This is a genomic window from Massilia aurea (genome assembly GCF_040790145.1).
Classification (GTDB): Bacteria; Pseudomonadota; Gammaproteobacteria; order Burkholderiales; family Burkholderiaceae_D; genus Telluria; species Telluria aurea_C.
The window spans coordinates 65,325-88,383 of record NZ_JBFMMP010000012.1 but is presented as its reverse complement, the minus strand read 5'-3'; the positions used below and the strand labels follow the sequence as shown (position 1 = coordinate 88,383).

The following is a 23,059-nucleotide window of genomic DNA, read 5'->3' as shown; positions in this document are numbered from 1 at the left end:
GCCGAGCCTTTTTCCTGGCGCAGGTTTTCACCTCCCTTCCTGATAAGACACTATGCATCCGACGTTACCCCTGCAAATCGCCTTCGCCTGTCTTGCCACCCTGACGTTGCTGCCGGCCACCGCCCAGGACGCGATCGTTCCCGATCGCCCCAATTTCGTCGATTCCACGGACGTCGTCGGCCGTGGCCAATGGCAGGTCGAAACCAGCGTGCAGGCCGAGCGGGACAAGGCCGATGGCGTGCGCACGCGAACCTACACGATGCCGACGCTGCTGCGCTACGGCGTGGGCGATGTGCTTGAATTGCGGGTCGAGACGGACGGGCGCACGGTCGAGCACACACGCGGCGCCGACAGCCTTGCCGGCTATGCGGACGCGGCTGTCGGCATGCGGTGGCATGTGCAGGACGCCGCACAGGGCCGACCATCGGTGGGGCTGGTGCTGCAGGCGGACTTGCCTACTGGCTCGCTGGCATGGCGCGGCCAGCGCGTGCGCCCGTCGCTGCGCCTGACCGGCGAATGGGATCTGCCAGCCGACATGTCGCTGGGCGTGACCACCGGCGCCGGGCAGGAGCGCAACGACGCTGACAAACGCTATGGGTATGGCTTGGCCGGCTTGGTGCTTGGCAAGGCGATCACGCCCGCCTGGGGCGTATTTGTCGAACTGGCGGCGCCGCAGATTGCACGCGCCGCCGACGGTGGCACGGTTGCCACGTTCGACGCCGGTGCGACCTGGCTGGTGTCGAACCGCTGCCAGCTCGACACCATGCTTGCACTTGGCCTGAACCGGCGTTCGCCGGATGCGGCGCTGACCGTCGGCCTGTCCTTCAAACTCTGAGCAAAAGCCCGGCGCTTAGCCGGTATTGCGCAGGCCTGCAGCCACGCCGTTGATCGACAGGTGAATCCCCCGATGCACGCGCGGATCGGCTTTCTCTGGGTCGCCGCTCAAGGCCCGGCGCCGGTGAATCAGCTCGACCTGCAAGTGATTGAGCGGATCGAGATACGCAAAGCGATTCTGGATCGAGCGCGCCAGCAGCGGATTGCCCGCGAGCCGTTCGCTGGCGCCGGTGATCGACTCCAGGCAGCGCAGTGTCTCGCCATGTTCGGCGGCGATGCGGCGGAAGATCCGTTCGCGCAGGCCCACATCCGGCACTAGGCCAGCGTAGCGCGAGGCGATTGCCAGGTCGGTCTTGGCCAGCACCATGTCCATATTCGACAGCAGGGTGGCGAAGAACGGCCACTCGGCGTACATCGTACGCAGTTCTTCCAGTCTGGCGTCGCGATCACCCTCTTCGAGCCAGCCCTTGACGCTGGACGCGAACCCGAACCAGCCCGGCAGCAGCAGGCGGCACTGGCCCCACGAGAAGCCCCACGGAATCGCGCGCAGGTCTTCGATGCGGCGTGTCGACTTGCGCGACGCCGGGCGCGAACCGATATTGAGCTCCGCGATTTCGGCGATCGGCGTGGCGGCAAAGAAGTAATCGGTAAAGCCGGGCGTGTCGTACACCAGGTCGCGGTACGCTTTATAGGCGCGGTTCGACAGCTCGGCCATCACGGATTCGAAGCGGTGCAGGCGCTCGGTCTGGTCCAGGCTCGCGGTATTGGGCGTCAGGCTCGCTTCCAGTGTCGCCGATACCAGCAGCTCCAGGTTACGTCGGCCGATCTCGGCGTTCGAGAATTTGGACGCGATGATCTCGCCCTGTTCGGTCAGGCGGATCTGGCCATTGACGGTGCCCGGCGGCTGGGCGCGGATGGCGTCGTAGCTCGGGCCACCGCCACGGCCGACCGTGCCGCCGCGGCCATGGAACAGGCGCAGCTTGACCTTCTGCTGCGCGAAGACCTCGACCAGTTTCAGCTCGGCTTGGTACAGCTCCCAGTTCGATGTCAGGAAGCCCCCGTCCTTGTTGGAGTCGGAGTAACCCAGCATCACCTCTTGCAGACGGCCCTGTTTCTCGATCACGTTCGCCACGAACGGCAGCGCCATCCAGGCGTCCATGATGCCGGCCGCGCGCTGCAGGTCGGGGATGGTTTCGAACAGCGGGATCACCATCACTTCGCCCGTCGCCGCGCTGGCACGCAGCAGCCCTGTTTCCTTTTGCAGCAACAGCACTTCGAGCAGGTCGGACACGGTTTCGGTGTGCGAGATGATGTAGTTGCGGATCGCGCGCGGGCCGTAGCGCAGGCGGATGTCGCGCGCGCAGCGCAAGATCGCCAGCTCGGACGTGGTCTCTTCGCCATAGGTTTCCCACGGCGAGATCAACGGCCGGGCGCCATCGAGTTCGCGCAGCAGCAGCGCGATCTTGGCGTCTTCGTCGAGCGCGGCGTAGTCCGGCTCTACGTCGGCGCGGGCCAGCAGTTCGGCCAGCACGCGCTCATGGATGTCCGAACTCTGGCGCATGTCGAGCGAGGCCAGGTGGAAGCCGAAGATGCGCGCCGCGCGCAGCAAGCCCGCCAGGCGCGGCGTGGTGAGCACGGCGCCGTGGTTCTGGCGTAGCGAGTCGGCCAGCGTTTCCAGGTCGGCCGCGAACAGCTCGGGGTCGAGATACGGCGCCGCGTGGCCGACTTCCTTGCGCAGGATGTGGCCCACGCCGAGCTCGCGCGCGGTGGCGGCCAGGCGCGCATAGATGCCGATCAGCGCGCGCCGGTATGGCTCGTCGCTGCGGTGCGGCGAGGCGTCGGGCGAGTTCTGCGCCAGTAGCTCCAGCGCTGGCGTGACGCTCACCAGCAGCGTCGATGCCGACAATTCGGCGCCCAGCGTGTGGACTTCGTCGAGGTAGAAATCGAGGATGGTCGTCGACTGGCGCGTCAGTGCGTGGCGCATCGTGTCGGCGTTGACGTTCGGGTTGCCGTCACGGTCGCCGCCGATCCAGCTGCCCATCTGCAGGTACGATGCGTGCGGCTGGGGGGCGGAATTTTCAGCGCTGCCCTCAGCGCCGTATTGTTCGGCGATCTCGAATTCGATGTCGTCATACAGCGCCGGCAGCTCGCGCAGGAAGGTGATGCGGTAGTAAGAGAGCGCGTTGTCGATTTCGTCGGCCACCGTCAGCTTGGAGTAGCGCAGCATGCGCGTCTGCCACAGCGTGGCGATGCGGGCGTGCAGCATCTGCTCGTTGCGCTGGCGTTCGCGCGGCGTGAGCGGCGTGTCGCGTTCGGCCAGCAGGCGCGCGATATCGTGTTCGGCGTCCAGGATGCTCTTGCGCTGCACCTCGGTCGGGTGGGCCGTGAGCACGGGCGAGATCAGGGCATCCTTGAAGAAGGTCTGCACCTGCTCGCGCCCGATCCCGGCGCCGGCCAGCTTGTCCAGCGCATAGCCGATGCTGCCGGCGCGCGGGGCCGAGCCCTTCAGCAGGTGCGCGCGGCGGCGGCGGTTGTGGTGCTGGTCTTCGGCGATATTGGCCAGGTGCGAAAAGTAAGAGAATGCGCGCACGACCGAGATGGTCTGGTCGCGCGTGAGCCCGTGCAGCATCGTCGTGAGTTCTTCGCTGGCGTCGGGGGCGTCGTCGCGCCGGAACCGCACGGCGGTCTGGCGGATGGTTTCGACCAGGTCGAAGACGGCGACGCCTTCCTGGTCGCGCAGCACGTCGCCGAGCAGGCGGCCGAGCAGGCGGATGTCTTCTTTGAGCGGCGCGTCCTTGTCGGCGCCAGCGGATACGTCGGGGAGGGCAGTGTTGTTCATATCGACCACAAGTAAGCGTTGTGCGAGGGCGGTTGGCCACGATCTGCAAGAGGCCCCCATGATAAAATTTGTGATCTTATGCAGGGAGCGGCTACCGGCATCGTCCGGATCGGCCCAATGACAGTGAAAGAATTCGAGTGTTAGCAGCTATACAGCAGGGTACGTCGGCCGCACCGGCGGCGCCCAAGAAACTGATTATCGCATCCCGCGAGAGCCGCCTGGCCATGTGGCAGGCAGAGCACGTGCGCGACCGGCTCGTAGCATTATATCCACAGTGTAGTGTTGAAATTCTCGGAATGACAACCCGGGGCGACCAGATTCTCGACCGAACGCTGTCGGCCGTGGGCGGCAAGGGCCTGTTCGTCAAGGAACTCGAAGTCGCCATGGCCGAAGGCCGCGCCGACCTGGCCGTGCACTCGCTCAAGGACGTGCCGATGGAACTGCCCGAAGGCTTCGAGCTCACGGCCGTGCTCGAACGCGAAGACCCGCGCGACGCCTTTGTCTCGAACGACTACGACAGCCTGGCTGCGCTGCCTCCCGGCGCCATCGTCGGCACCAGCAGCTTGCGGCGCCAGTCGCTGATCGCGGCGCGCTATCCGCACCTGGTGATCCTGCCGCTGCGCGGCAATCTCGATACGCGCCTCGGTAAGCTCGATCGCGGCGAGTATGCCGCCATCATCCTGGCCGCTGCGGGCCTCAAGCGCCTGGGCCTGCCGCAGCGCATCCGCACGGTGCTCGAACCCGAAACGAGCTTGCCGGCCGCCGGGCAGGGCGCGATGGCGATCGAGATTCTCAGCAGCCCGCGCAGCGACGGCGTCGACCTGCGCGCCGTGCTCGCGCCGCTGAACCATGGCGATACTGCCAGCGCAGTGCTGGCCGAGCGCAAGGTGTCGCGCATCTTTGGCGGCAGCTGCCAGATTCCGCTGGCGGCGTTCGCCACCGTGGACGGTGGCCAGCTGCGCCTGCGCGCGATGGTCGCCACGCCCGATGGCAAGCGCAGTGCGCATGCCGAAGTCACCGGCCCGGTCGGGCAGCCCGAGTACCTGGGCGAGCAAGTGTCCGAACTGCTGGCCCAGCAGGATGCGAATGCCATCCTGGCGGCGTGCCGCATCGATGCCGCCGCCAGTCAGGAAAACTGAGCGGATGCTTCAATCCGATCGCGTTGTCGTGATCACGCGTCCGCGCGCACAGGCCGCTGCGCTGGCGCAGGCGGTCGATGGCAGCGGCCGCGCGGCCGTGATCCTGCCGCTGCTCGAGATCAGCCCGGTCGCCGATGCGGCGCCGTTGCGCGCGGCGCTGGCCGAGCTCGACCGGTTTGCGCTGGTGGCGTTCGTGTCGCCCAATGCGATCGATGCGGCGTTCGCGTACGTCGACGCCTGGCCGCCAAGCGTGCCGCTCGCGATCGTCGGCGACGGCAGCCGCGCCGCACTGGCGCGGCATGGCGTGCGCGGTGACGCGTTCACCATCTTCAGCCCGGCCGACACCGCGCACAGCGATTCCGAGCATCTGCTGCAGAGTCTTGACCTGGCGGCGTTTGCGGGCAAACGCGTGCTGATCGTGCGCGGCGACGGTGGCCGCGAACTGCTGGCCGATGCGTTGCGCGCGGCCGGCGCCCGGGTCGAAGCGGTGGCGGCCTACCGCCGCGCCACGCCGGTATTGACACCTGAACTGGCCGCACGATTGCGCGCCTTGCTGGCGCAGCCAAACGACTGGATAATCACGAGCTCGGAGGCCCTGCGCGGACTGGCCGGGCTGGTACGATCTCTCGACGCCGATGGCGCAGGGGACGGCGCGGGTGCGCTGATGCCCCGGTTCTTGCAGCAGCGCCTGATCGTGCCCCATGCGCGGATCGCCGAAACGGCCCGTGCGCTGGGCCTGGAGCACGTGCTCCTCACCGGATCCGGCGATGCACGCCTACTAGCAGCGTTACAATCACAATAATGAACGAATTGCCGAACAATCCAGACCAACCCCAGGCCAACGTGCCCGCTCCCAGCCTTCACAAGCCGGACGATGCCCCCGCGCCGCCGGCCGCGCCGCCGCGCCCGAGCGGCCCGGCCACGCGCGGCCTGCTCGAGCGCGTGGCGCGTCCATGGCCGCTGGCCGTGATCGCGCTGGCGCTGCTGCTGGCGCTGCAAACCTTTTCGTCGCACACCCGCATCAACTCGCTGCGCCAGGACATGGCGCGCAGTCTGCAGAAGGGCAATGCGGTCAATGCCGAGACGGCGGCGCTGGCCCGCGACGTGGCCGACCAGTCGAAAGAGCTGCAGATCAAGGTCGGCGTGCTGGAAAGCCGCCAGAGCGAAGCGCAGAGCCAGCAGGTCGCGCTCGAGCAACTGTATAAAGATTTGTCGCAGAACCGCGATGAATGGGCGCTGTCCGAAATCGAGCAGGTGCTCGCCACCGCGAGCCAGCAGTTGCAGCTGGCCGGCAATGTGCAGGGTGCGCTGATCGCGCTGCAGAACGCCGACCGCGCCGTCTCGAGCTCGAATGCGCCGCAATTTCTCACCATCCGCCGCGCGATCGCGTCCGATATCGACAAGCTCAAGGCTTTGCCGGCGGTGGATCTGCCCGGCGTCGCGCTGCGGCTGGACAACGTGATCGTCCAGGTCGAGACACTGCCGATGCTGTCCGACGAGAGGCCGCTGCTGCCGGTGGCGCCGGTGCGCACGACGCGCCGGCTCGATCCCGCAGCCGCGCCGGCAAAGGGGAATGCGCCGGCGGCCCCGCCCGAATCGCTTGGCGTCGGTCAGCGGCTGCTGCAAACCTGGAGTCTCTGGAGCCAGGAGATGTGGGACGACGTGCGCCAGTTGATCCGCGTGCGCCGCGTCGAGGAGCCCGAAGCCCTGATGCTCTCGCCGAGCGAATCGTTCTTCGTGCGCGAGAACCTGAAACTGCGCCTGCTCAATGCACGCCTGGCCCTGTTGTCGCGTAACGAAACCACCTTCCGCGACGATCTGGCCACGGCCCAGACCATGCTGGCCAAGTATTTCGACACGCGCGCCCGCACCACGCAATCGGCCCAGGCGGCATTGCGCCAAGTGCAGGCCAACGACCTCACCATCGAGCTGCCGACCCTGGCCGACAGCCTGGGCGCGGTGCGCAACTACAAAGCGAAGCAATGAAAGTGAAGCGATAAGCATGCGTGTACTTCTCTGGTTAGTCGCCCTGATGGCCGCGGCCATCGGTATCGCAGTGACGGCGCGCTTCAATCCGGGCAATGTGGTGCTGTTCTATCCGCCGCACCGGATCGACATGTCGCTCAATCTGTTCGTCGTGGTGCTGATGCTGCTGTTCGCCACGCTGTACGTGTTGGTGCGCACCTTCTACGCCACGGCGCGCATGCCGCAGCGGGTGGCGGCGTACCGCCAGCGCCGCCGCGAGCGCGATGGCAACAAGGGCTTGCGCGATGCGTTGAAAGCCCTGTTCGAGGGCCGCTTCGGCCACGCCGAAAAAGCCGCCATGCGCGCCGCCGACCTGCCCGAAAACACTGGCATGGCGGCCCTGATCGGCGCGCGCGCGGCGCACCGCATGCGCGAGCCGGCGCGGCGCGACGCCTGGCTGGCCGGCATCGCGCACGACACCACGCTCAAGACGGCGCGCCTGATGACGCTCACCGAACTGCTGGTCGACGACCACCGCCCCGAAGCGGCGCTGGAAGCGGTGGCCGAACTCAATGCCAGCGGCCAGCGTCACATCCACGCGCTGCAATGGGCGATGAAGGCCAACCAGCAGGCGCGCAACTGGCCCGAGGTGCTGCGTCTGGTGCGCATCCTCGACAAGCGCAATGCACTGCATCCGGCGCTGGCCCGCCGCCTGCGCGAAATGGCCTACGAAGCGTTGCTGGGCGAAGAAGGCCACGACGCCGAATCGATCCGCTGGACCTGGGCCACGGTGCCGCTGCAAGACCGCACCGTGCCGTACGTGGCGGCGCGCGCCGCCGGCGCCTTCAATGCGCGCGGCCTGCACGATGAAGCACGCGCGATTGCCGAAGAGTCGCTGCGCGCCAACTGGGACGAGCGCGTCGTGCGCGCCTACCGCGATGCGGCCAGCCCGGCCGGTTCGCCGTCGCTGCTGGCCCAGATCGAGGCTTGCGAAACCTGGCGCCGCGAACGGCCGCTCGACGCCGAGCTGGCGCTCACGCTCGGCACACTGTGCCTGAAGCAAAAGCTGTGGGGCAAAGCCCAGCGTTATCTGGAGCAAGCCTTGTCGGACGCGACGGAAGCGGCGATGGTGCGCGAGGCGCACCTGAAACTGGCCCAGATGCACGAGGCGCTGGGGCAGGACGAGCCGGCGGCAAAGCATTACCGGCAGTGCGCTCTGGCGACCGTGTTGTAACGCGTGCCTTTCGCTATAATGACGGACTAATTTTGACTCTTTTGCAACCAAGGATCCTCTCATGAGCTTGAATAACGTCCCAGCCGGCAAAGACGTGCCGAACGACTTCAACGTCATCATCGAAATCCCGATGAATTCCGATCCGGTCAAGTACGAAGTCGACAAGGATACCGGCGCGATTTTCGTCGATCGTTTCATGGGTACGGCCATGCACTACCCGTGCAACTACGGCTACGTGCCGCAAACCATCGCCGACGACGGCGACCCGTGCGACGTGCTGGTCATCACCCCGTTCCCGCTGCCGCCAGGCGTCGTGGTCCGTTGCCGCGCCCTGGGCGTGCTGAAGATGACCGACGACGGCGGCGGCGACGCCAAGGTCATCGCAGTGCCGATTGAAAAAGTGCTGCCGATGTACAAAAAAATCCAGTCGCTCGACGACGTGGAAGAGCTGCGCTTGAAGCAGATCCAGCACTTCTTCGAGCACTACAAGGATCTCGAAGCCGGTAAATGGGTCAAGATCGAAGGCTGGGCTGGCATCGATGAAGCCAAGGCCGAGATCGTCGCCGGCGTGGCAGCATTCAACAAGGGCGCCGAGGCGTAAGCCAGCGCGCAAGCAGTGCCCGAAAGCCGGCAACCTGCGAGGGTTGCCGGCTTTTTGCTTTCATCCACGCCGGCTCATGTCACCACCCTATGTCGCGCAGCAGCGTCAAGGTCAGGTCGCGCGGCGGACTGACAACGTGGGGCAGGTCGTCATTGATCGCCGGTTCCATCAGCAGGTTCGGCCTGGCCTCGGTGGTGAAATGCGACACCGACGAGCCGGGCGCAAGAACGCCCGGCGTGTAGAGCAGCATGCGACCCCTGGCATCCGTCCCGGCCAGCCGATCCGGGTCGCTGGCCAGGCGCGCTACCACGCCGGAGCGGGTACGCGAGCGGTTCTGCAGTACGGCTTTCAGTGCCACCCCGTCGGCCCGGGTGATGCGCGCGGAGGGTATCGCGATGTCCGGTGCGTCGCCGGGCAGGTCGGCCACTTCACCGGCCACGTTGTCGGCCAGGATCATGCCGATGGCGCCGGCCGTCTGCACATTGCGCGCCTTGACCGTGAAGTCGCAACTGCCCCGATCGACCAGCGCCACATTGCCGCGCACCGCCAGCGCATTGGTCGGACTCAAAGGCGTGCACGCCAGGCCGGCGCCGTTCGTCTGGTCCATCACCGGCATCAGTTGCCCGCTGACGGGCGCCGAATCAATCGACGGGCCGAAGTTCGCCTCGCCCACGAAGTAGTTGCGCGCGGCGTTGCCGCCGGCGACGCCGCTGATGGTCAGCCGCGACGCCGGGTCGAGCACCGCGGGCGCCGCAGCGGTGACCGACGCGCCGTTCCACGAAAGGCGGCGCCAGGCGGTGGCGCTGGCGGCACGTTCGGCATCGCTCATCTGCGCCCACACGCGCTCGCGCACGTTATCGAGCAGGTAGAAATCCCACACCGATGGCCTGCCTTGTAGCTGCTCGCCGGTTGCATCATCGGTGAATGTCTGGAAGCCGAGTCCGTGGGCGATTTCGTGCAGCAGCGTGGTGACGAGGTCGATGCCGTCGCCCGCGTTGCGGTCCAGTCCCAGGTAGAAGGTCAGGCCCGGCACGCAGTCGGGGAACAGGCCGAGGCGCGAATTAAAGCGGGCGATGATGTGCGGCGCGGTTGGCCCGGCGAAATCGACGCCGGCCAGCTTGCTGGCCAGGGCGCTTGGATACCACGGACCGCGAATCGGTGCGCCGGCGAACTCGGCCACGACCTGGTTCGCGCCGGCCGCGCCCAGCACGGCGCCGGTAGCGTTGCAGTCGAGCGGCAGGAAGGCCGCACCGATACGGATCGGCACGTCGCTGACCAGGTGCGAAGCCCAGATGTCGGCCGCATACTGGAAGGCGTACAGGCGCTGCTCGCCGAGCGTGACGCCCGGATTGCCGCCGACCGGTTCGGCTGGCGTGGGATCGTTGAAGCCGACGCCGGCGGCATTCTGGTTGACGATGACGATGGTGGCGGCGTGCGCCGTACCGAGACCGGCACCGAGACCGGCGCCAAGGCCGACAAACGCCAGCAGCACGCACGCAAGCAGGCGCGCCAGGGCGCCGGCGCCCAGGTTGTGCATGCGCTTAACGGTGGTCATCATGGGACGCTCCTGCGCGCGCTACGGCTTGTTCGATTGCCTGCGTGGCGGCATGGGCGCTGTCGACGCAGTGCTGCGTCGCCGTGCCGTCCGCGCTGCGCCGGACCACCGCATACACCAGGCCGCGCTCGCCCAGTTCCACGGTACGTTCGCCGCCCGGGCCGACGACTTCGGTGATCGGCGCAGGCCGCGGCGTGGAGCTCGACTGGCGCCGCAGGTTTTGCAGTTCGCCCGGCGTGGGCGCGCGCAACTGGCCCGTCTCGGCATCGCGCACGACGGTGAGGCCCTGCGCGGCAGGGGTTGGCGGGGTGGCGCCGGCGGCGCCGAACAGCAGCGCCAGCGCAAGGAAGGATAGTGGGGCAGTGGCTCGCATGGTGGCTCCGGATCAATGGCGCTCGCGGCGGCGCAGCAGGCCCAGCACGCCCAGGCCGCTGGCCACTAGCAGCAGGCTGGTCGGCTCGGGTACCGAGGTGACAACGCGCACCGTGTCGAGCCCGACATAGCTCAGCGTCGCCGGATCGCCCAGGTAGCGAAACGCAAAGCGGCCTTCGCCGTCGACCGTCAGGTCAGCGCTCCACTGCTGCCATTCGGCGGGGAACTCGCCCGCGCCGCCGATGGTGGTCAAGAGCATATCGAAGGATGCCGCGTCGGTGCCGCTGCCGCTGCCGAAGCGCACCTCGAGCAGGTCGTCGAAGCCGTCGACGAGCTCGCGGTTGGTGAAGAACGACAGCGTGGTCAGGCCGCTGAGGGTGAGCGTGGGCGTGATCAGCCAGTTGTCGACGACGCCGAAGCCGTTGGCGGCGCTGAGAAAGCTCGCGGCGGCGTAGGCGCCAGGCGCCCCGGCCTGGGCCGAAAACACGTCGGGATTACCCTGGAACCAGGCATTGCCAGGCGGGAAGCTGCGGTTGATGCTGGCCCAGCCCGACAGATCGGCCACGTCGCCGAAGCCTTCGCTGAGCACTTCGATCCCGGCGGCGTGCGCGGCCAGGGGCGAGGCCGTGGCGGCAGAAACCACCGCTGTCGCGAGCAAGTAATTGAGTCGTTTCATTGATTGATACCGTTGTTGGGCCAGGTGAATGGGGTTCCCCTCGCTGGCGACGTCGGGGCCATTGCCAGCTCCATCATAGAAACCGCAGGCACTGCGGTATTGAGATGCGTTGGAGCGGCCGGGCGGCGTGCCAGGCCTGACTCAACGCGGGGGAGGGAACCATTGGAGGCCGAACGGGTCGGTGCGCGGCGTGTAGAACGCCAACAATAAAAAAGACCTCCGCAGAGGTCCGGGAATTCTCACGAGTTCGCCTGTCGTCGCGCCAGCCACGCGCGCAGGCGCAGCTTGCCCACGATGCCGATCGGGAAGAAGTAAATCGACAGGATGAACAGCACGCCCAGCCACAGCATCCAGCGGTCCGGGTGCAGGGCGGCGGCCAGCACCGGCACGCCCTCGAGCGCGGCCGATCCATGCGCCATCAGTTCTTTCAGGTAGTTCTGGGCCAGGATGAACAGCGTGGCGCCCACCACCGCGCCATACATCGTGCCCATGCCGCCGATCACCACGATCAGCAGGATGTCGGTCATGACCTCGAAGCCGAGCGACGTCTTCGGCCCCACATAGCGCAGCCACAGCGCCATCAGCGCGCCGGCCAGGCTGGCCGTCAGCGCCGCCAGCAGATTGGCCCAGATCCGGTACACCATCGTGCGATAGCCCAGTGCTTCGGCGCGAAACGCGTTTTCGCGGATGGCCAGCAGCACCCGGCCGAACGGCGAGTTGACCAGTCGCAGCAGGAACAGGAACAGCAGCAGGCAGCCGAAGAACACGACGTAATAGGTCAGCACCTTGCCATCGACGTAGCGCCCGAGCACCTGATCTTCGAACAGCAAAAAGCTCGGGGAAAGCACGTCCGGCACGCTGAAGGTCACGCCATCCTCGCCGCCGGTGAAATCCGACAGCTGCGAGGCCAGCACCGCGAACGATGAGGCCACGGCCAGCGTGATCATGGCGTAGAAGATGGCTTGCACGCGCAGTGCGAACAGGCCGACCACCAGCGCCAGCGCGAGCGAGAGCAGCAGCGCCAGGCCCAGGCCCGTCATGGCGACGGCCCAGGTGGGCTCGTCGATGCGCGCCAGCGCCAGCCCGATGCCATACGCACCGATCCCGTAGAACATGGTGTGGGCGAACGAGACGATGCCGGTGTAGCCCAGCAGCAGGTCGTAGGACGCGACCAGCACGATGTAGACGCAGATGGTGGCGGCCGTATTGAGCGGGCGCGCGCCCGAGGTCAGGAACGGCGCCAGCGCGAGTCCCAGCAGGATGGTCACCAGCACCACGCTGAGGATGCGGCTGCGCGGCAGGTCGCCGGATAAAAGTCGGATCAGCATGCTCAGCGCCTTCCCGTCGCGTACAGCCCGGCGGGCCGCCACAGCAGCACCGAGATCATCAGGATGATGCTCGAGACGAGCGCAATCTTGGGCGCCAGGAAGCCGGCGTAATTGGCCACCAGCGCCATGAGCAGCGCACCGATGAAGCAGCCGCCCACCGACCCCAGGCCGCCGATGATGATCACGATGAACAGCATCACCATGATCTCGCCGCCCATCGCGGCGGTCAGCGTTTCCTTGTACAGGCCCCACATCACGCCGCCCAGGCCGGCCAGGCTCGAGCCGGCCGCGAACACCATCACGAACAGGCGCCGGATGCGATAGCCGAGCGCTTCGACCATCTCGCCGTTTTCCACGCCGGCGCGCACGAGCAAGCCGATCTTGGTGCGATTGAGGATCAGGAACATCGCTGCGAACACCACCAGCCCGACCACCACCGCCACCAGCCGGTACCTGTCGATCGCCGCGTCGCCCAGCAGGATCGCGCCGCGCAGGGCCGTGGGCAGCGGCACGGCGATCGTCTCGGCGCCCCACAGCACGTGGATCAGCTGCTCGGCCACGATCATGCCGCCCATCGTGATCAGGATCTGTTTCAGATGCTGGCCGTAGACCGGCTTGATGATCAGGCGCTCGAAGGCCCAGCCCAGCAGCGCCGTGACGATCATGGCCACTGCGATCGCCAGCGCCAGCACGCCCAGGTTGATCGGCAGCGAATCCATCTCGAGCCAGCCGCGCATCGGCAGCAGCACGAGCGTGGCCGAAAACGCGCCGACGGCGACAAAGGCGCCATGGCCGAAATTGAGTACGCTCATCAGCCCGAACACGAGCGTCAGGCCGCTGGCCATTATAAAAATCATCATGCCCATCGCCAGGCCCGCGACGGTGAGCGTGAGCCAGGTGGGGAAACTCCCCACCAGTGGCAGCATGACGAGCATCAGCGCCGGCACGAGCAGCAGCGGCGCGATGTCGCGGCGGGTGGCCGGCAGCTGGACGTCGGCCGGCGGTACGGGAAGGATTGCGGACATGGTCACTCCTGTAGATGTGTGTCGGGCGACGACCCGAGCGACAGCCCGAGCAGGCGCTGTTGCAGCGCGGCGTCGCCGGCCAGCATGGCCATCGGGCCGGCATGGACCACGCGACCGTCGTCCATCACGCTGGCGGCATCGCCCAGCGCACGCACGAAATGAAAGTTCTGCTCGACCAGCAGGATGGTCGTGCCCTGCGCCCTGAGTTCGCGAAATGCGGCCATCAGGCTCTGCACGATGCCCGGCGCCAGGCCCTTGGTCGGCTCGTCGACCAGCAGCAGTTTTCTCGGTTCGACGATGGCGCGCGCGATCGCCACCATCTGCTTCTGGCCGCCCGACAGGTTGCCGGCCGGGTAGTGCCAGAACTTGCGCAGCGCCGGGAAAAAGCCGCAGATCCAGTCGACGCGCGCGGCGTCGAGCGGGCCGTCGCGCGCGGCCAGCAGCAGGTTTTCGCGCACCGTCAGTTCGGAAAACACGGCCATGTTCTCGGGCACGTAGGCGATGCCGGCGCGCGCGATGTCCGGCGTGCCGAGTACCGTGATGTCGCGCCCGTCGAAGTGGATGCTGCCGCTGCTGGCGCGCCACAGACCCATGATCGTGCGCAGCGTCGTGGTCTTGCCGGCGCCGTTGCGCCCCAGCAGGACGGCCAGCTCGCCGCGCGCCACCTGCAGATCGACGCCGTGCAGGATGTGGTACTGGCCGATGTGCGTGTGCACGCCGGCCAGGCGCAGCAAGGGTTGGTTGGTCGCGGGGTCAGGCGCGAGCATATTCGGTGTCGGACGTTCCAAGATAGGCTTCCTGTACGATGGTTGATGCCATGACCTCGCGCGGCGGCCCATCGGCCACCAGCGCGCCGTTGTGCAGCACGACGATGCGGTCGGCCAGCTGGCGCACGACGTCCATCTTGTGCTCGACCAGCAGCACGGTCTTGGCGGCGTCGCCCTTGACTTCGCGGATCAGGTCGAGCACCACCGGCACTTCGTCCACGCTCATGCCGGCGGTGGGCTCGTCGAACATCATCACGGACGGCTGCAGCGCCAGCAGGATCGCCACCTCGAGCTTGCGCTGGTCGCCGTGCGACAGCGTGCCCACCAGCATGTCGCGCCGCGCACCCAGCGCCACGCGCTCGAGGTAATACTCGGCGCGCTCGATCAGGGTCTTGTGGCTCGACCAGACCGAGAAAAAATTCAGGCCCATGCCGGCGCGGCTTTGCACCGCCAGGCGCACGTTCTCGATCACCGAGAGCAGCGGAAACAGATTCGTCAGCTGAAACGCGCGGCCGATGCCAAGACCCGTGCGGCGCGCCGCGCCCAGGCGCGTGATATCGCGCCCGTGCAGGTGCACGCTGCCGGCGCTCGCGCGCAACTGGCCCGATATCAGGTTGAACCACGTGGTCTTGCCGGCGCCATTGGGCCCGACGATCACGGTAAGCGTGCCGGGATAAAAGTCGGCCGTGACGGCGTTGACGGCGACGTGGCCGCCGAAGCGGATCGTCAGGCCGCGCGTGGACAGGGACGGCGCAGCAGGGCTGATAGCGGCATCCATGTCAGCGCTTGTTCCGCACCGGCAGCGGCATCTCGGCGGCCGGGATTTCGCGCACCAGTTCCAGCAAGTCCCACTCGCTCTTCTGGTCCTTCTTGATGCGGAAGTGGTACATCGGCTGGATCGCCTGGTGGTCTTCGCGGCGGAAGGTCATGGTGCCTTTCGGCGTCTCGAAGGTCATGCCTTCCATCGCGGCGGCCATCTTGTCGCCATTGCCGTCGGGGGTCTTGCCCAAGGCTGCAACGACCGCGCTGGCAGCGGCCATGCCGCCGGCGGTGAACATGTCGGGCGGGGTCTTGAAGCGCTTGGTGTGCTGCGCCACGAGCCAGTCGTTCATCGGGTTCTTCGGAAAGTCGTAGTAGTAATAGATAGTGCCTTCGGTGCCGGCGTAGGCCTTCCAGGTCTTCATCACGGGCAGGATATTGCCGCCCGGGGCCAGCGCGATGCCGTAGCGCTCGGGCCTCATGTCGGCGATCTTGTTCATCGGGTTCGGGCCGGCCCAGACAATCGCGAGCACGCGCGGCTGCGGCTTGTCTTTCAGCGCATCGAACAGGCGCTGCGACGATGCCGTGAAGTCGGTGGTGGCCAGCGGCGCGTATTCTTCGTGGATGACCCTGGCCTTGCTGCCGGTGGCCGCCAGGGCTTCCTTGCCGGCCTTGATCGCATCGCGCCCGAACGCGTAATCCTGTGTCAAAAATCCCACGCTGCCGCCTTTGAGCGTGCTGGCGGCCGCCAGCGCATCCTGCATCGAACTACGGGCGGTGCGAAAAATGTACTTGTTCCACTTGTCGCCCGTGATCGCATCGGCCACGGCCGGCTCGACGATCAAGACCTTCTTGTATTCCTTCGCCACCGGCAGCATGGCCAGCGCCGAGCCGGACGACGTGGTGCCCACGGCGATGTCGACGCGGTCGTCGCCATACGCTTCGGCCAAGAGCGTGCGGCCCAGGTCGGGCTTGCTCTGGTCGTCCTTGACGATGACGCGGATCTTGCGGCCGTTGATGGCCATTGTGCCCTTGGTGAGGTATTCGAGGCCCAGCATGAAGCCGTTCTCGGTCTCGCGCGCATAGGTCTCGAGCGCGCCGGTCTTGCCTGCGATGAGCGCGACCTTGAAGTCCTTGCCCTGGGCTGAAGCTTCGGACGCGGTGCCAAGCGCGAACGCGGCCAGCAGTGACAGGGCGAATGGTTTGATCGAATGGGGCATGCCGTCTCCTTGGGTATTTTTGTAGGTTATGGCGTCCGCACCAGGAAGGCGCGGATCGCATCGAACGCGGGTGCTTCGGTCAGCATCGGCGCGTGGCCGACGTTCGGCACCTCGGCGTACGCCATGCTGGGCGCCGTCTTGCGCATCCAGGCCGCCTGCGCCGGTTCGACCAGGTCGGACAGCGCACCGCGGATCAACAGCGTCGGGCGATGCCGCGTCAGGCGCCGGAACGCCAGGCGCAGCGCCAGCGACGTGGCGGGCATGCGGCCCGTCAGCAGGCTGGTGGCAATGCCCGGATCATAGCGGGGGCACAGCAGGCCGTCGTCGCGCTGCTCGAAGGCGCGCCGGGCCCACTTGTTCCACTCGGCGGCCGGGTTGTCGGGGAAGGCGCAGGCGTTGATGTCGCGGACATGGCAGGCCGCCTCGTCCCAGGTCGAGAACAGCGCCGGCTTGCCGGCGTAACCGGCGATGCGCGCCAGGCCGCGCGGCGACAGCACCGGGCCGACGTCGTTGAGGACCGCGCCGGCAACCAGGTCCAGGCGCATGGCGGCCAGCGTCATCGTGATCAGGCCGCCCATCGAGGTGCCGATGAAGACCGCGCGCGCGATGCCCAGCGCGTGGGTGAGGGCCAGCACGTCGGCGGCGTAGACCGACGGCGTGTAGTTGGCCGGATTCGGGTCGCGCGCGGAATGCCCGCGCCCGCGCACGTCGAGCGCCAGCACGCGCCGGCCCAGGCCCGCCAGCTGCGGCGCGAGTTCGTCGAAGTCGAGCGAGTTGCGCGTGAGGCCGTGCAGGCAGATGACCGGCAGGCGTGCCGGGCCGGCGGCGGCGGGGTAGTCGCGGGCGTAGAGCGTGAGGCCGTCGCTGCTGATGTAGGTGATGGGGGTGGAGAGCACTCGGGGGTTCCTGTTGATGTGACGGCGGCTTTGCGTTAGTGACTTCGGTGGAGAAATTGGGTCCCCGCCTTCGCGGGGAGTCATTGCCGCCAGTGGCGGCGATGACGAATGTCTGCCGACAGTTAAAAGCGCAGCTCGAGGGTTGCCGAGACTGTGCGGGGGTTGCCGTAGAACGCGGTGAGCGTGCCTTCGTTGCCCAAGGTCGGAAACAGGTAGCCGGCGGTTTTGTAGTGCTCGTCGTTGAGGTTCTTGCCGTGCAGGCCGGCGCGCACCTTGCCGTCGGCGCGGGTCCAGACGACGCTCGCGTCCCAAATCTTGTACGAGTCCTGGTCGAGGATCGACGCGGTTTCGAACTGGCTGGTGGCGCCCTTGAACGAGTAGCTGCCGATCAGCGATACGCGCCCGTTGTGGCCCATGATCGGCAGCGGGATGTCGTAGTTGGCGCGCAGGTTGGCCGAGTTCTTCGGCGTGTTCTGGAATGTGCGCTGGCCGGCCACGTCGACGTTCGCCACGATGTATTCCTTGTACTTGGCGTCGATGTAGCTGTACATCCCGGCCACCATGAAGTTGGGCGTGATGTTGGCGACCGCCTCGAGTTCGACGCCCTTGATTTCGGCCTTGCCGGCGTTGGTCGTCACGCCGGCGAAGCTGTCGTCGCGCCCATCGCCATTGGTATCGATGGCCACCGAGCCGGGAATCTGCACGTCCTGGTAATCGCTGTAGAACACGGCCAGGTTGGTCGTGATGCGCCCGCCGTTGAAGGCCGATTTGAGGCCCAGCTCCGATGTTTCGATCGTCTCGGGCGCATAGCCGGCGCGCGCGGTATCGAGCGGGATCCGCGTGCCCACCACGTTCAGGCGCGGATCGAACCCGCCGCCCTTGAAGCCTTCGGAGTACGACGCGTACAGGTTGTGGGCGTCGTTCATCTTCCAGCTCAGGGCCACGCGCGGCGTGAATTTCTTGTCTTCGCGCTCGAGCAGGCCGCCGCGCAGGTCGGTGTCGGTGCGGAACAGGATCGCGTTCGGATTGCCCATCTCGGGCGAGCCGGCCAGGCCGAAATAAATCTGGCGCAGCACGTCGGCTTCGCGCTTGTCGACCGTGTAACGCCCGCCCAGCGACAGGTTCAGGCCATCGACGATGGTATAGCTGCCGTCGAAGTAGGCGGCCCATGCCTCTGTGTCGATGTCGCCCATCGTGAAGGTCGAACTGGGAAAGGCGCCGGCCAGGATGGTGTCGAACTTGTTGTAGGCGTTGGCGTCCATGTAGTACACGCCGGCCACGCCCTGCAGTCGCGCGCCGGTGTAGGTCACCTGCAGCTCCTGGCTGAACTGGCGGTTGGTGTACAGCGCCGGCACTTCCATGTCGACCACGGGCAGGGCATCGAAGTCGATCGGCGCCCACGATTTGTCGCGGCGTGCGGCGGTGATCGATTTCAGGCTCCACTCGCTGTTGACGTGGTAGTCGATCGTGGCCGAGCCGCCGTACGAGCGCACTTCTTGCTCGCGGCCCAGCGCGCGGGTCAGGTTGCCGCGCGTGTCGAACACATCGTCCAGAATCGGCGCGCCGCCGGTGCGCCCGACGATCAGGCGGTGCCCGTTCTTGGGGTTGGAATCGTCTTGTGTGAAGTCGCCGGCGAAGCGGACGAACAAGTCTTGCGTGGGCGTGAACTCGGTCGAGAGACGGCCGGCCGTGACGTCCTTGTCGTAGTTGCCCTTGCCGGTAGTGAGATTGTCGCCGAAGCCGTCGCGCTTGAAGCGCGCGAAGGTGCCGCCGACACGTACGGTATCGGAGACCGGCGTGCTGGCCGTGACCACGGCTTCCTTCTGGCCGTATTCGCCGACCGTGGCGCGCACGCGCACGTCGCGCTGCGGCGCGAGCTTGCGCGTGACGTACTTGACCGCGCCGCCGATCGTGTTGCGGCCATACAGCGTACCCTGCGGGCCACGCAACACTTCGATGCGCTCGACGTCGTAGATGTCGGCCACGGCGGCCTGCGGGCGGGCCAGGTAGATGTCGTCGATGTAGATGCCCACGCCAGATTCGAACCCGGCCAGCGGGTCGGCCTGGCCGACGCCGCGGATGAACGCGGTGAGCGTGCTGTTGGTGGCGCGCGAGGCCTTGAGCGTGGTGTTGGGCAGCGACAGGGCGAGGGCGGTCACGTCGGGAATCGCCTGCTTGGACAGCTGGTCGGCCGAGAACGCGGTGACCGACACCGGCACGTCCTGCAGCGACTCTTCGCGCCGGCGGGCGGTGACCACCACCTTGGACATGTTTCCCCCGGTGTTCTCTGCCGCCGCGCTGGACGCAACCTCGCTCGTGGCCTCCTGCGCGTGGACGGCGCCGATGGCGCCGCCGGAAAGGGCCAGCAGGGCGCAAGCGGACTGGTTCAGCAGCTTCAGTTTCCTGGTCGGACGCATTCTTGTCTCCTCGTTTTTTTGTCGCGGCCCGCAGTGCGCACTCGCGTATGCCGCTGAGTGTGCACCTGCTGGTTTTGGTTTAAAAGTCAACGTTTGCCCACCCCGTTGTGCATTAATGCACAGCTCACCGCACCGGACCTGTGCGAAATTTGACGCGGCTCAGTTGCTGGCGCTCTAGTGCACCGCACCAATTCGTGTGCTCGGACAGCGACGGTGGACGTTTTGCTTGCAGGGGGAATGTGCACGAGCGCACAATCTGTCACCTTGATCATGAACAAGCGCTCTCATGAATACGCTTCCTGAGTGGACAGACCTGCGATTCTTCCTCGAACTGGCGCGCGCCGGCACCTTGTCGGGCGCCTCGCGCCGACTGAACGTCGAGCACACCACCGTAGCGCGCCGCATCGACCGGCTCGAGCACCAGCTGGGCGCCACGCTGTTCGACCGTTCGCGCGAAGGGTATGAGTTGACCGAGGTCGGCACCGCGCTGCTACCGCATGCCGAGGCGATGGAAGGTGCTGCGCTGGCGGCGGCCGAGCAGATCGGCGGCGCCGAAGTGGCGGCTCACGGCGTCGTGCGCCTGGGCGTGCCCGAGGTGTTTGGCGTGAAGGTGGTCGCGCCGCTGCTGGTCGATTTGCTGGCGCAGCATCCCGATCTGCAGATCGACTTGCTGGCGCTGCCGCGCTTTGCCAACCTGGCCAACCGCGAGGCCGACCTGGGCGTGATGCTCGACCCGCCCACGACGGGCCGCTATGTCGTCACCCGCCTCGCATCGTTCCGTTTCTATTTGTATGCTTCGCCCGCGTACCTGGCCAGGCATCCGGTGATCCGCGAGCAAGCCGACCTGGCGCGCCATGACTTCGTCGACTACGTGCAGGACCGGCTGGCCAGCCGCGAGCTGTCGTACCTGAATGAATTGGGCTTCACGCCGCGCCGGCGCATGTGCTGCTCGGGCATGACAGCGCAGATCGAGGCGGCGTCGCTGGGCATGGGCCTGATGATGGCGCCGCCATATGCAGTGCCGGGGGACGGCCGCCTGGTGCCGGTGCTACCGGCGTTTTCGGCCGAGCGCTCATTCTGGCTCGCCGCGCCGGCCGACCTGTACCGGCTGCGGCGCGTGAAGGTGGTGTGGGACGTGCTGCGCGAGTATGCCGACAGCTCGCCGGGGCTGTTCGTCAAGGATGGGATGCAGTAGTTTCCAGCGCCAATTGCAGAGCCGCGCGCCCGTTCATAGTATCCTCGCACGGTATTTATTTTCCCAGGGCCACCATGCGCAGCCAGATCAGCGACGACATCACCTTCCGCAAACTCGAGATCCTGCTGGCGTACATGGAGGGCGGCAACCTGAACGCCGCCGCGCGCATGCTCGACATCAGCGCCGTGAGCGTGCACCGCGCGCTGCATTCGCTCGAGGACGGCATGAGCTGTCAGCTGTTCAGCCTGCAAGGTCGCAACCTGATTCCTAATGAAGCGGCGCAGGTGCTGGCCGATGTGAGCCGCGAAGTGGTGCGGCTGATGGCGGACGGGATCGCGGCGACGCGCTCGGCGGCGGGGTATTCGGCCGATCATCTGAAGATCGGCTCGCTGTATTCGCTCACGACCGGGACCATCCCGGATGTCATCATCGGCATCAAACTGCGCAAGCAGGAACTCGAAACCGAACTGGTGCTGGGATCGAATGCGGATCTGCTGCACAAGCTCAAGCAGAATGCGATCGATGCGGCGCTGATGGCGGTGCCCGAGCCGGATCCGGATATCGAGTCGATCGTGCTGTTCGAGGATGAGATTTTCTTTGCCGCGCCGGCCGGGTCGCCCTATGCGGGCATGGCCGAGGTGGATCTGCGCGCCTGCGCCGACGAGAAATTCGTGTGCCTGAAGGATGGGTTCGTGACCTTCAGCGGTTTTCAGGAAGCGTTTCGAATCGCGGGGTATGCGCCGAGTATCGTCACCCGCGTCGGCGATATTTTCTCGTTGATGAATCTGGTCGGGGCGGGGATTGGCTACACGCTGCTGCCGGGGCGGGTGCGGCATGCGTTCGGCGACAAGGTGCAGTTGATACCGTTGAAGAACGAGTACCTGATGCGGCAGACGATCGGGTTGAGTTTTTTGCGGGTGCGCGAGCGGGATCCGAATTTGCTGGCGCTGGCGGCGGTGTGCAGGATGTTGAAGCACCGGCCGCGCGAGCGACAAGATTGAATCAGGTGTCGCGCCATTTCGTTCTGATGGCGCACTGTGCTACTGCCTGCACTGAAATCAAAAGGCTCTCAATCGAGAACCTTTGAATCTTGCTCACGGCTTGGTGGCTCGCTGTGAGCCAAGCGCATGTCTCAGCGCCTCCGACTGGTTCTCCAAACTGATTCGCTGCCTTGCCGCCTCCCGCCGAAGGGCCTGGGCGCTTCCGTAGGCCGCCACGAGCCGAGCAGCATAGTTCGTCGCAAGCTTTTGCATCATGTCGAACGGGAAATCGTCGTCAAAGATTCTGGCTCTGAAAACTTGTCGAGCGTCCGCTTCAAGCACTTCGCACTTTTCACGATCGACATTGAGAATGAAGCCGAAGCCGCCCGCGGTGTATTGGGGGTCGTCACGCGTTGGTTTGCTGTCGACCTCGTAACCGTTCAGGACGTAGTATGTCCGACCGGATGCATCGCTCGCTTTGGCAAAGACAAACCACACGCCCTTGACCTCTTCGCTGTCGTTCAGGACATGACATCCCACCGCGATATCTTTCGGAAGCGGCTCTGACTGTACTTCCATTTGACTTTGGCGAACTTCAAGCAGACGCTCTCAGAAAGCAGTGAACCCGCCACAATGCCCGGAATAATCTGCCCGATCAGCACGTTTTCAAGCTCGATCTCGACATATTTGATCGGCCTCCCGTCGCCGTCTGCCCGCATGAATTCAAACTTGGCCTTGGGGATGGTTTTTCCCGTCGCGCATGTTTGCATCAGGATCGGTGAGGACAGATCCGCAATCTTGTCGAACATGATGTCGTCCAGCTCGCAGCGCTCTGCGGTGTGCCCGCCATTCGATGACGCGCATGCTGACCGCGGCTGCATGATTCCCCAATGGACGGTAGAACATTCGATCCGGCCTTTATGCGAGCTGTCGTCTGATTCCCCTTTGATACCATCGATTTGCAAATAAACATCGCTCGCCATGACTTGCTCCGCTGTGAGTGGCGGAGCGACATTCTTGCGCTCGCCATCTCTGACGCCTTTGGGCTCCGTCGAAGGCAGCGTCCAGGCACCGGCGGTTCGGCATGTAACACGTACATTTGCCAGTTGGTGCGCGCTGGCGGCTTCCCAGGGCCAGGCGCGCCAGAGCCGATTTGTAGCGGCCAGGCGCGATCCAGGCATCGCGCATGCGACGCGACGGCTATCGGGCCGTCATGCATGAGCAATGCGATCTTTGCGCTGAGGACAGTGATACTGG

The 23,059-nt window shown here is 66.1% G+C and carries 21 protein-coding genes; 8 read left to right on the top strand and 13 right to left on the bottom strand.

Annotated elements, in window-relative coordinates; genetic code table 11:
- Positions 1–52: 52 nt before the first annotated feature.
- Positions 53–835 carry a transporter gene (locus AB2N08_RS16455; protein WP_367611862.1) on the top strand — a complete coding sequence of 261 codons (783 nt, stop codon included), beginning with the start codon at positions 53–55 and terminating at the stop codon, positions 833–835.
- Between the two features lie 15 nt (positions 836–850).
- Here AB2N08_RS16455 and ppc read toward each other — a convergent pair whose 3' ends face one another.
- Positions 851–3,673, bottom strand: coding sequence for a phosphoenolpyruvate carboxylase (ppc, locus tag AB2N08_RS16450; protein ID WP_367611860.1), 2,823 nt, complete (start codon positions 3,671–3,673; stop codon positions 851–853).
- A gap of 149 nt (positions 3,674–3,822) precedes the next feature.
- On the opposite strand from ppc, the gene hemC reads away from it, so the two are divergent.
- The 5 genes from hemC (at position 3,823) to ppa (ending at position 8,612) form a co-directional block, all read left to right on the top strand.
- Positions 3,823–4,812: a hydroxymethylbilane synthase gene (gene hemC / locus AB2N08_RS16445; RefSeq protein ID WP_367611998.1), complete on the top strand. Its 990-nt coding sequence runs from the start codon at positions 3,823–3,825 to the stop codon at positions 4,810–4,812.
- 4 nt (positions 4,813–4,816) lie between these two features.
- Positions 4,817–5,614, top strand: coding sequence for a uroporphyrinogen-III synthase (locus tag AB2N08_RS16440; protein ID WP_367611858.1), 798 nt, complete (start codon positions 4,817–4,819; stop codon positions 5,612–5,614).
- Positions 5,614–6,798 carry a uroporphyrinogen-III C-methyltransferase gene (locus tag AB2N08_RS16435; protein ID WP_367611856.1) on the top strand — a complete coding sequence of 395 codons (1,185 nt, stop codon included), beginning with the start codon at positions 5,614–5,616 and terminating at the stop codon, positions 6,796–6,798. The genes AB2N08_RS16440 and AB2N08_RS16435 overlap by 1 nt, the downstream gene beginning before the upstream one ends.
- A gap of 16 nt (positions 6,799–6,814) precedes the next feature.
- Complete coding sequence (locus tag AB2N08_RS16430; RefSeq protein ID WP_367611854.1) at positions 6,815–8,011, top strand: heme biosynthesis protein HemY; 1,197 nt, start codon at positions 6,815–6,817, stop codon at positions 8,009–8,011.
- Between the two features lie 61 nt (positions 8,012–8,072).
- Positions 8,073–8,612, top strand: coding sequence for an inorganic diphosphatase (ppa, locus tag AB2N08_RS16425; protein WP_367611852.1), 540 nt, complete (start codon positions 8,073–8,075; stop codon positions 8,610–8,612).
- A 79-nt stretch (positions 8,613–8,691) separates the two neighbouring features.
- Here ppa and AB2N08_RS16420 read toward each other — a convergent pair whose 3' ends face one another.
- From AB2N08_RS16420 to AB2N08_RS16375, 10 genes are all read right to left on the bottom strand, one after another.
- Positions 8,692–10,170, bottom strand: coding sequence for a PA domain-containing protein (locus AB2N08_RS16420; RefSeq protein ID WP_367611850.1), 1,479 nt, complete (start codon positions 10,168–10,170; stop codon positions 8,692–8,694).
- Positions 10,154–10,540 carry a post-PEP-CTERM-1 domain-containing protein gene (locus AB2N08_RS16415; RefSeq protein WP_367611848.1) on the bottom strand — a complete coding sequence of 129 codons (387 nt, stop codon included), beginning with the start codon at positions 10,538–10,540 and terminating at the stop codon, positions 10,154–10,156. The genes AB2N08_RS16420 and AB2N08_RS16415 overlap by 17 nt, the downstream gene beginning before the upstream one ends.
- Before the next feature lie 12 nt (positions 10,541–10,552).
- On the bottom strand, positions 10,553–11,215 hold the full coding sequence (locus AB2N08_RS16410) for a choice-of-anchor J family PEP-CTERM protein (protein ID WP_367611846.1): 663 nt from the start codon (positions 11,213–11,215) through the stop codon (positions 10,553–10,555).
- A gap of 239 nt (positions 11,216–11,454) precedes the next feature.
- Positions 11,455–12,543, bottom strand: a complete 1,089-nt coding sequence (locus AB2N08_RS16405; RefSeq protein WP_367611844.1) for a branched-chain amino acid ABC transporter permease — start codon at positions 12,541–12,543, stop codon at positions 11,455–11,457.
- Positions 12,544–12,545: 2 nt separating this feature from the next.
- Positions 12,546–13,568 (bottom strand): branched-chain amino acid ABC transporter permease, encoded by a 1,023-nt coding sequence (locus AB2N08_RS16400; RefSeq protein ID WP_367611842.1) that lies wholly within the window; start codon positions 13,566–13,568, stop codon positions 12,546–12,548.
- Positions 13,569–13,570: 2 nt separating this feature from the next.
- Positions 13,571–14,335, bottom strand: a complete 765-nt coding sequence (locus tag AB2N08_RS16395) for an ABC transporter ATP-binding protein (protein ID WP_367611840.1) — start codon at positions 14,333–14,335, stop codon at positions 13,571–13,573.
- Positions 14,322–15,113 (bottom strand): ABC transporter ATP-binding protein, encoded by a 792-nt coding sequence (locus AB2N08_RS16390; RefSeq protein ID WP_367611838.1) that lies wholly within the window; start codon positions 15,111–15,113, stop codon positions 14,322–14,324. The genes AB2N08_RS16395 and AB2N08_RS16390 overlap by 14 nt, the downstream gene beginning before the upstream one ends.
- Position 15,114: 1 nt before the next feature.
- Positions 15,115–16,314, bottom strand: coding sequence for a substrate-binding domain-containing protein (locus AB2N08_RS16385; RefSeq protein ID WP_367611836.1), 1,200 nt, complete (start codon positions 16,312–16,314; stop codon positions 15,115–15,117).
- A gap of 26 nt (positions 16,315–16,340) precedes the next feature.
- Positions 16,341–17,210, bottom strand: coding sequence for an alpha/beta fold hydrolase (locus AB2N08_RS16380; protein ID WP_367611834.1), 870 nt, complete (start codon positions 17,208–17,210; stop codon positions 16,341–16,343).
- Between the two features lie 122 nt (positions 17,211–17,332).
- Positions 17,333–19,627 (bottom strand): TonB-dependent receptor, encoded by a 2,295-nt coding sequence (locus AB2N08_RS16375; protein ID WP_367611832.1) that lies wholly within the window; start codon positions 19,625–19,627, stop codon positions 17,333–17,335.
- A gap of 286 nt (positions 19,628–19,913) precedes the next feature.
- On the opposite strand from AB2N08_RS16375, the gene AB2N08_RS16370 reads away from it, so the two are divergent.
- Both AB2N08_RS16370 and AB2N08_RS16365 read left to right on the top strand, forming a co-directional pair.
- Positions 19,914–20,822, top strand: coding sequence for a LysR family transcriptional regulator (locus AB2N08_RS16370; protein ID WP_367611830.1), 909 nt, complete (start codon positions 19,914–19,916; stop codon positions 20,820–20,822).
- A gap of 74 nt (positions 20,823–20,896) precedes the next feature.
- A complete protein-coding gene (locus AB2N08_RS16365; protein WP_367611828.1) occupies positions 20,897–21,823 on the top strand; it encodes a LysR family transcriptional regulator in 927 nt (308 codons plus the stop codon).
- A gap of 93 nt (positions 21,824–21,916) precedes the next feature.
- Here the strand turns inward: AB2N08_RS16365 and AB2N08_RS16360 are convergent, their stop codons facing one another.
- Together AB2N08_RS16360 and AB2N08_RS16355 are read right to left on the bottom strand one after the other, a co-directional pair.
- A complete protein-coding gene (locus AB2N08_RS16360; RefSeq protein WP_367611826.1) occupies positions 21,917–22,381 on the bottom strand; it encodes a hypothetical protein in 465 nt (154 codons plus the stop codon).
- Complete coding sequence (locus tag AB2N08_RS16355; protein ID WP_367611824.1) at positions 22,324–22,785, bottom strand: Hcp family type VI secretion system effector; 462 nt, start codon at positions 22,783–22,785, stop codon at positions 22,324–22,326. Before AB2N08_RS16355 ends, AB2N08_RS16360 begins: the two co-directional genes overlap by 58 nt.
- Between the last annotated feature and the right edge of the window lie 274 nt (positions 22,786–23,059).

Coding starts and splice junctions, on each gene's coding strand:
- AB2N08_RS16455 (WP_367611862.1), top strand. CDS start 53: ATGCATCCGACGTTACCCCTGCAAATCGCCTTCGCCTGTCTTGCCACC.
- ppc (WP_367611860.1), bottom strand. CDS start 3,673: ATGAACAACACTGCCCTCCCCGACGTATCCGCTGGCGCCGACAAGGAC.
- AB2N08_RS16440 (WP_367611858.1), top strand. CDS start 4,817: ATGCTTCAATCCGATCGCGTTGTCGTGATCACGCGTCCGCGCGCACAG.
- AB2N08_RS16435 (WP_367611856.1), top strand. CDS start 5,614: ATGAACGAATTGCCGAACAATCCAGACCAACCCCAGGCCAACGTGCCC.
- AB2N08_RS16430 (WP_367611854.1), top strand. CDS start 6,815: ATGCGTGTACTTCTCTGGTTAGTCGCCCTGATGGCCGCGGCCATCGGT.
- ppa (WP_367611852.1), top strand. CDS start 8,073: ATGAGCTTGAATAACGTCCCAGCCGGCAAAGACGTGCCGAACGACTTC.
- AB2N08_RS16420 (WP_367611850.1), bottom strand. CDS start 10,170: ATGATGACCACCGTTAAGCGCATGCACAACCTGGGCGCCGGCGCCCTG.
- AB2N08_RS16415 (WP_367611848.1), bottom strand. CDS start 10,540: ATGCGAGCCACTGCCCCACTATCCTTCCTTGCGCTGGCGCTGCTGTTC.
- AB2N08_RS16410 (WP_367611846.1), bottom strand. CDS start 11,215: ATGAAACGACTCAATTACTTGCTCGCGACAGCGGTGGTTTCTGCCGCC.
- AB2N08_RS16405 (WP_367611844.1), bottom strand. CDS start 12,543: ATGCTGATCCGACTTTTATCCGGCGACCTGCCGCGCAGCCGCATCCTC.
- AB2N08_RS16400 (WP_367611842.1), bottom strand. CDS start 13,568: ATGTCCGCAATCCTTCCCGTACCGCCGGCCGACGTCCAGCTGCCGGCC.
- AB2N08_RS16395 (WP_367611840.1), bottom strand. CDS start 14,335: ATGCTCGCGCCTGACCCCGCGACCAACCAACCCTTGCTGCGCCTGGCC.
- AB2N08_RS16390 (WP_367611838.1), bottom strand. CDS start 15,113: ATGGATGCCGCTATCAGCCCTGCTGCGCCGTCCCTGTCCACGCGCGGC.
- AB2N08_RS16385 (WP_367611836.1), bottom strand. CDS start 16,314: ATGCCCCATTCGATCAAACCATTCGCCCTGTCACTGCTGGCCGCGTTC.
- AB2N08_RS16375 (WP_367611832.1), bottom strand. CDS start 19,627: ATGCGTCCGACCAGGAAACTGAAGCTGCTGAACCAGTCCGCTTGCGCC.
- AB2N08_RS16370 (WP_367611830.1), top strand. CDS start 19,914: ATGAATACGCTTCCTGAGTGGACAGACCTGCGATTCTTCCTCGAACTG.
- AB2N08_RS16365 (WP_367611828.1), top strand. CDS start 20,897: ATGCGCAGCCAGATCAGCGACGACATCACCTTCCGCAAACTCGAGATC.
- AB2N08_RS16360 (WP_367611826.1), bottom strand. CDS start 22,381: ATGGAAGTACAGTCAGAGCCGCTTCCGAAAGATATCGCGGTGGGATGT.
- AB2N08_RS16355 (WP_367611824.1), bottom strand. CDS start 22,785: ATGGCGAGCGATGTTTATTTGCAAATCGATGGTATCAAAGGGGAATCA.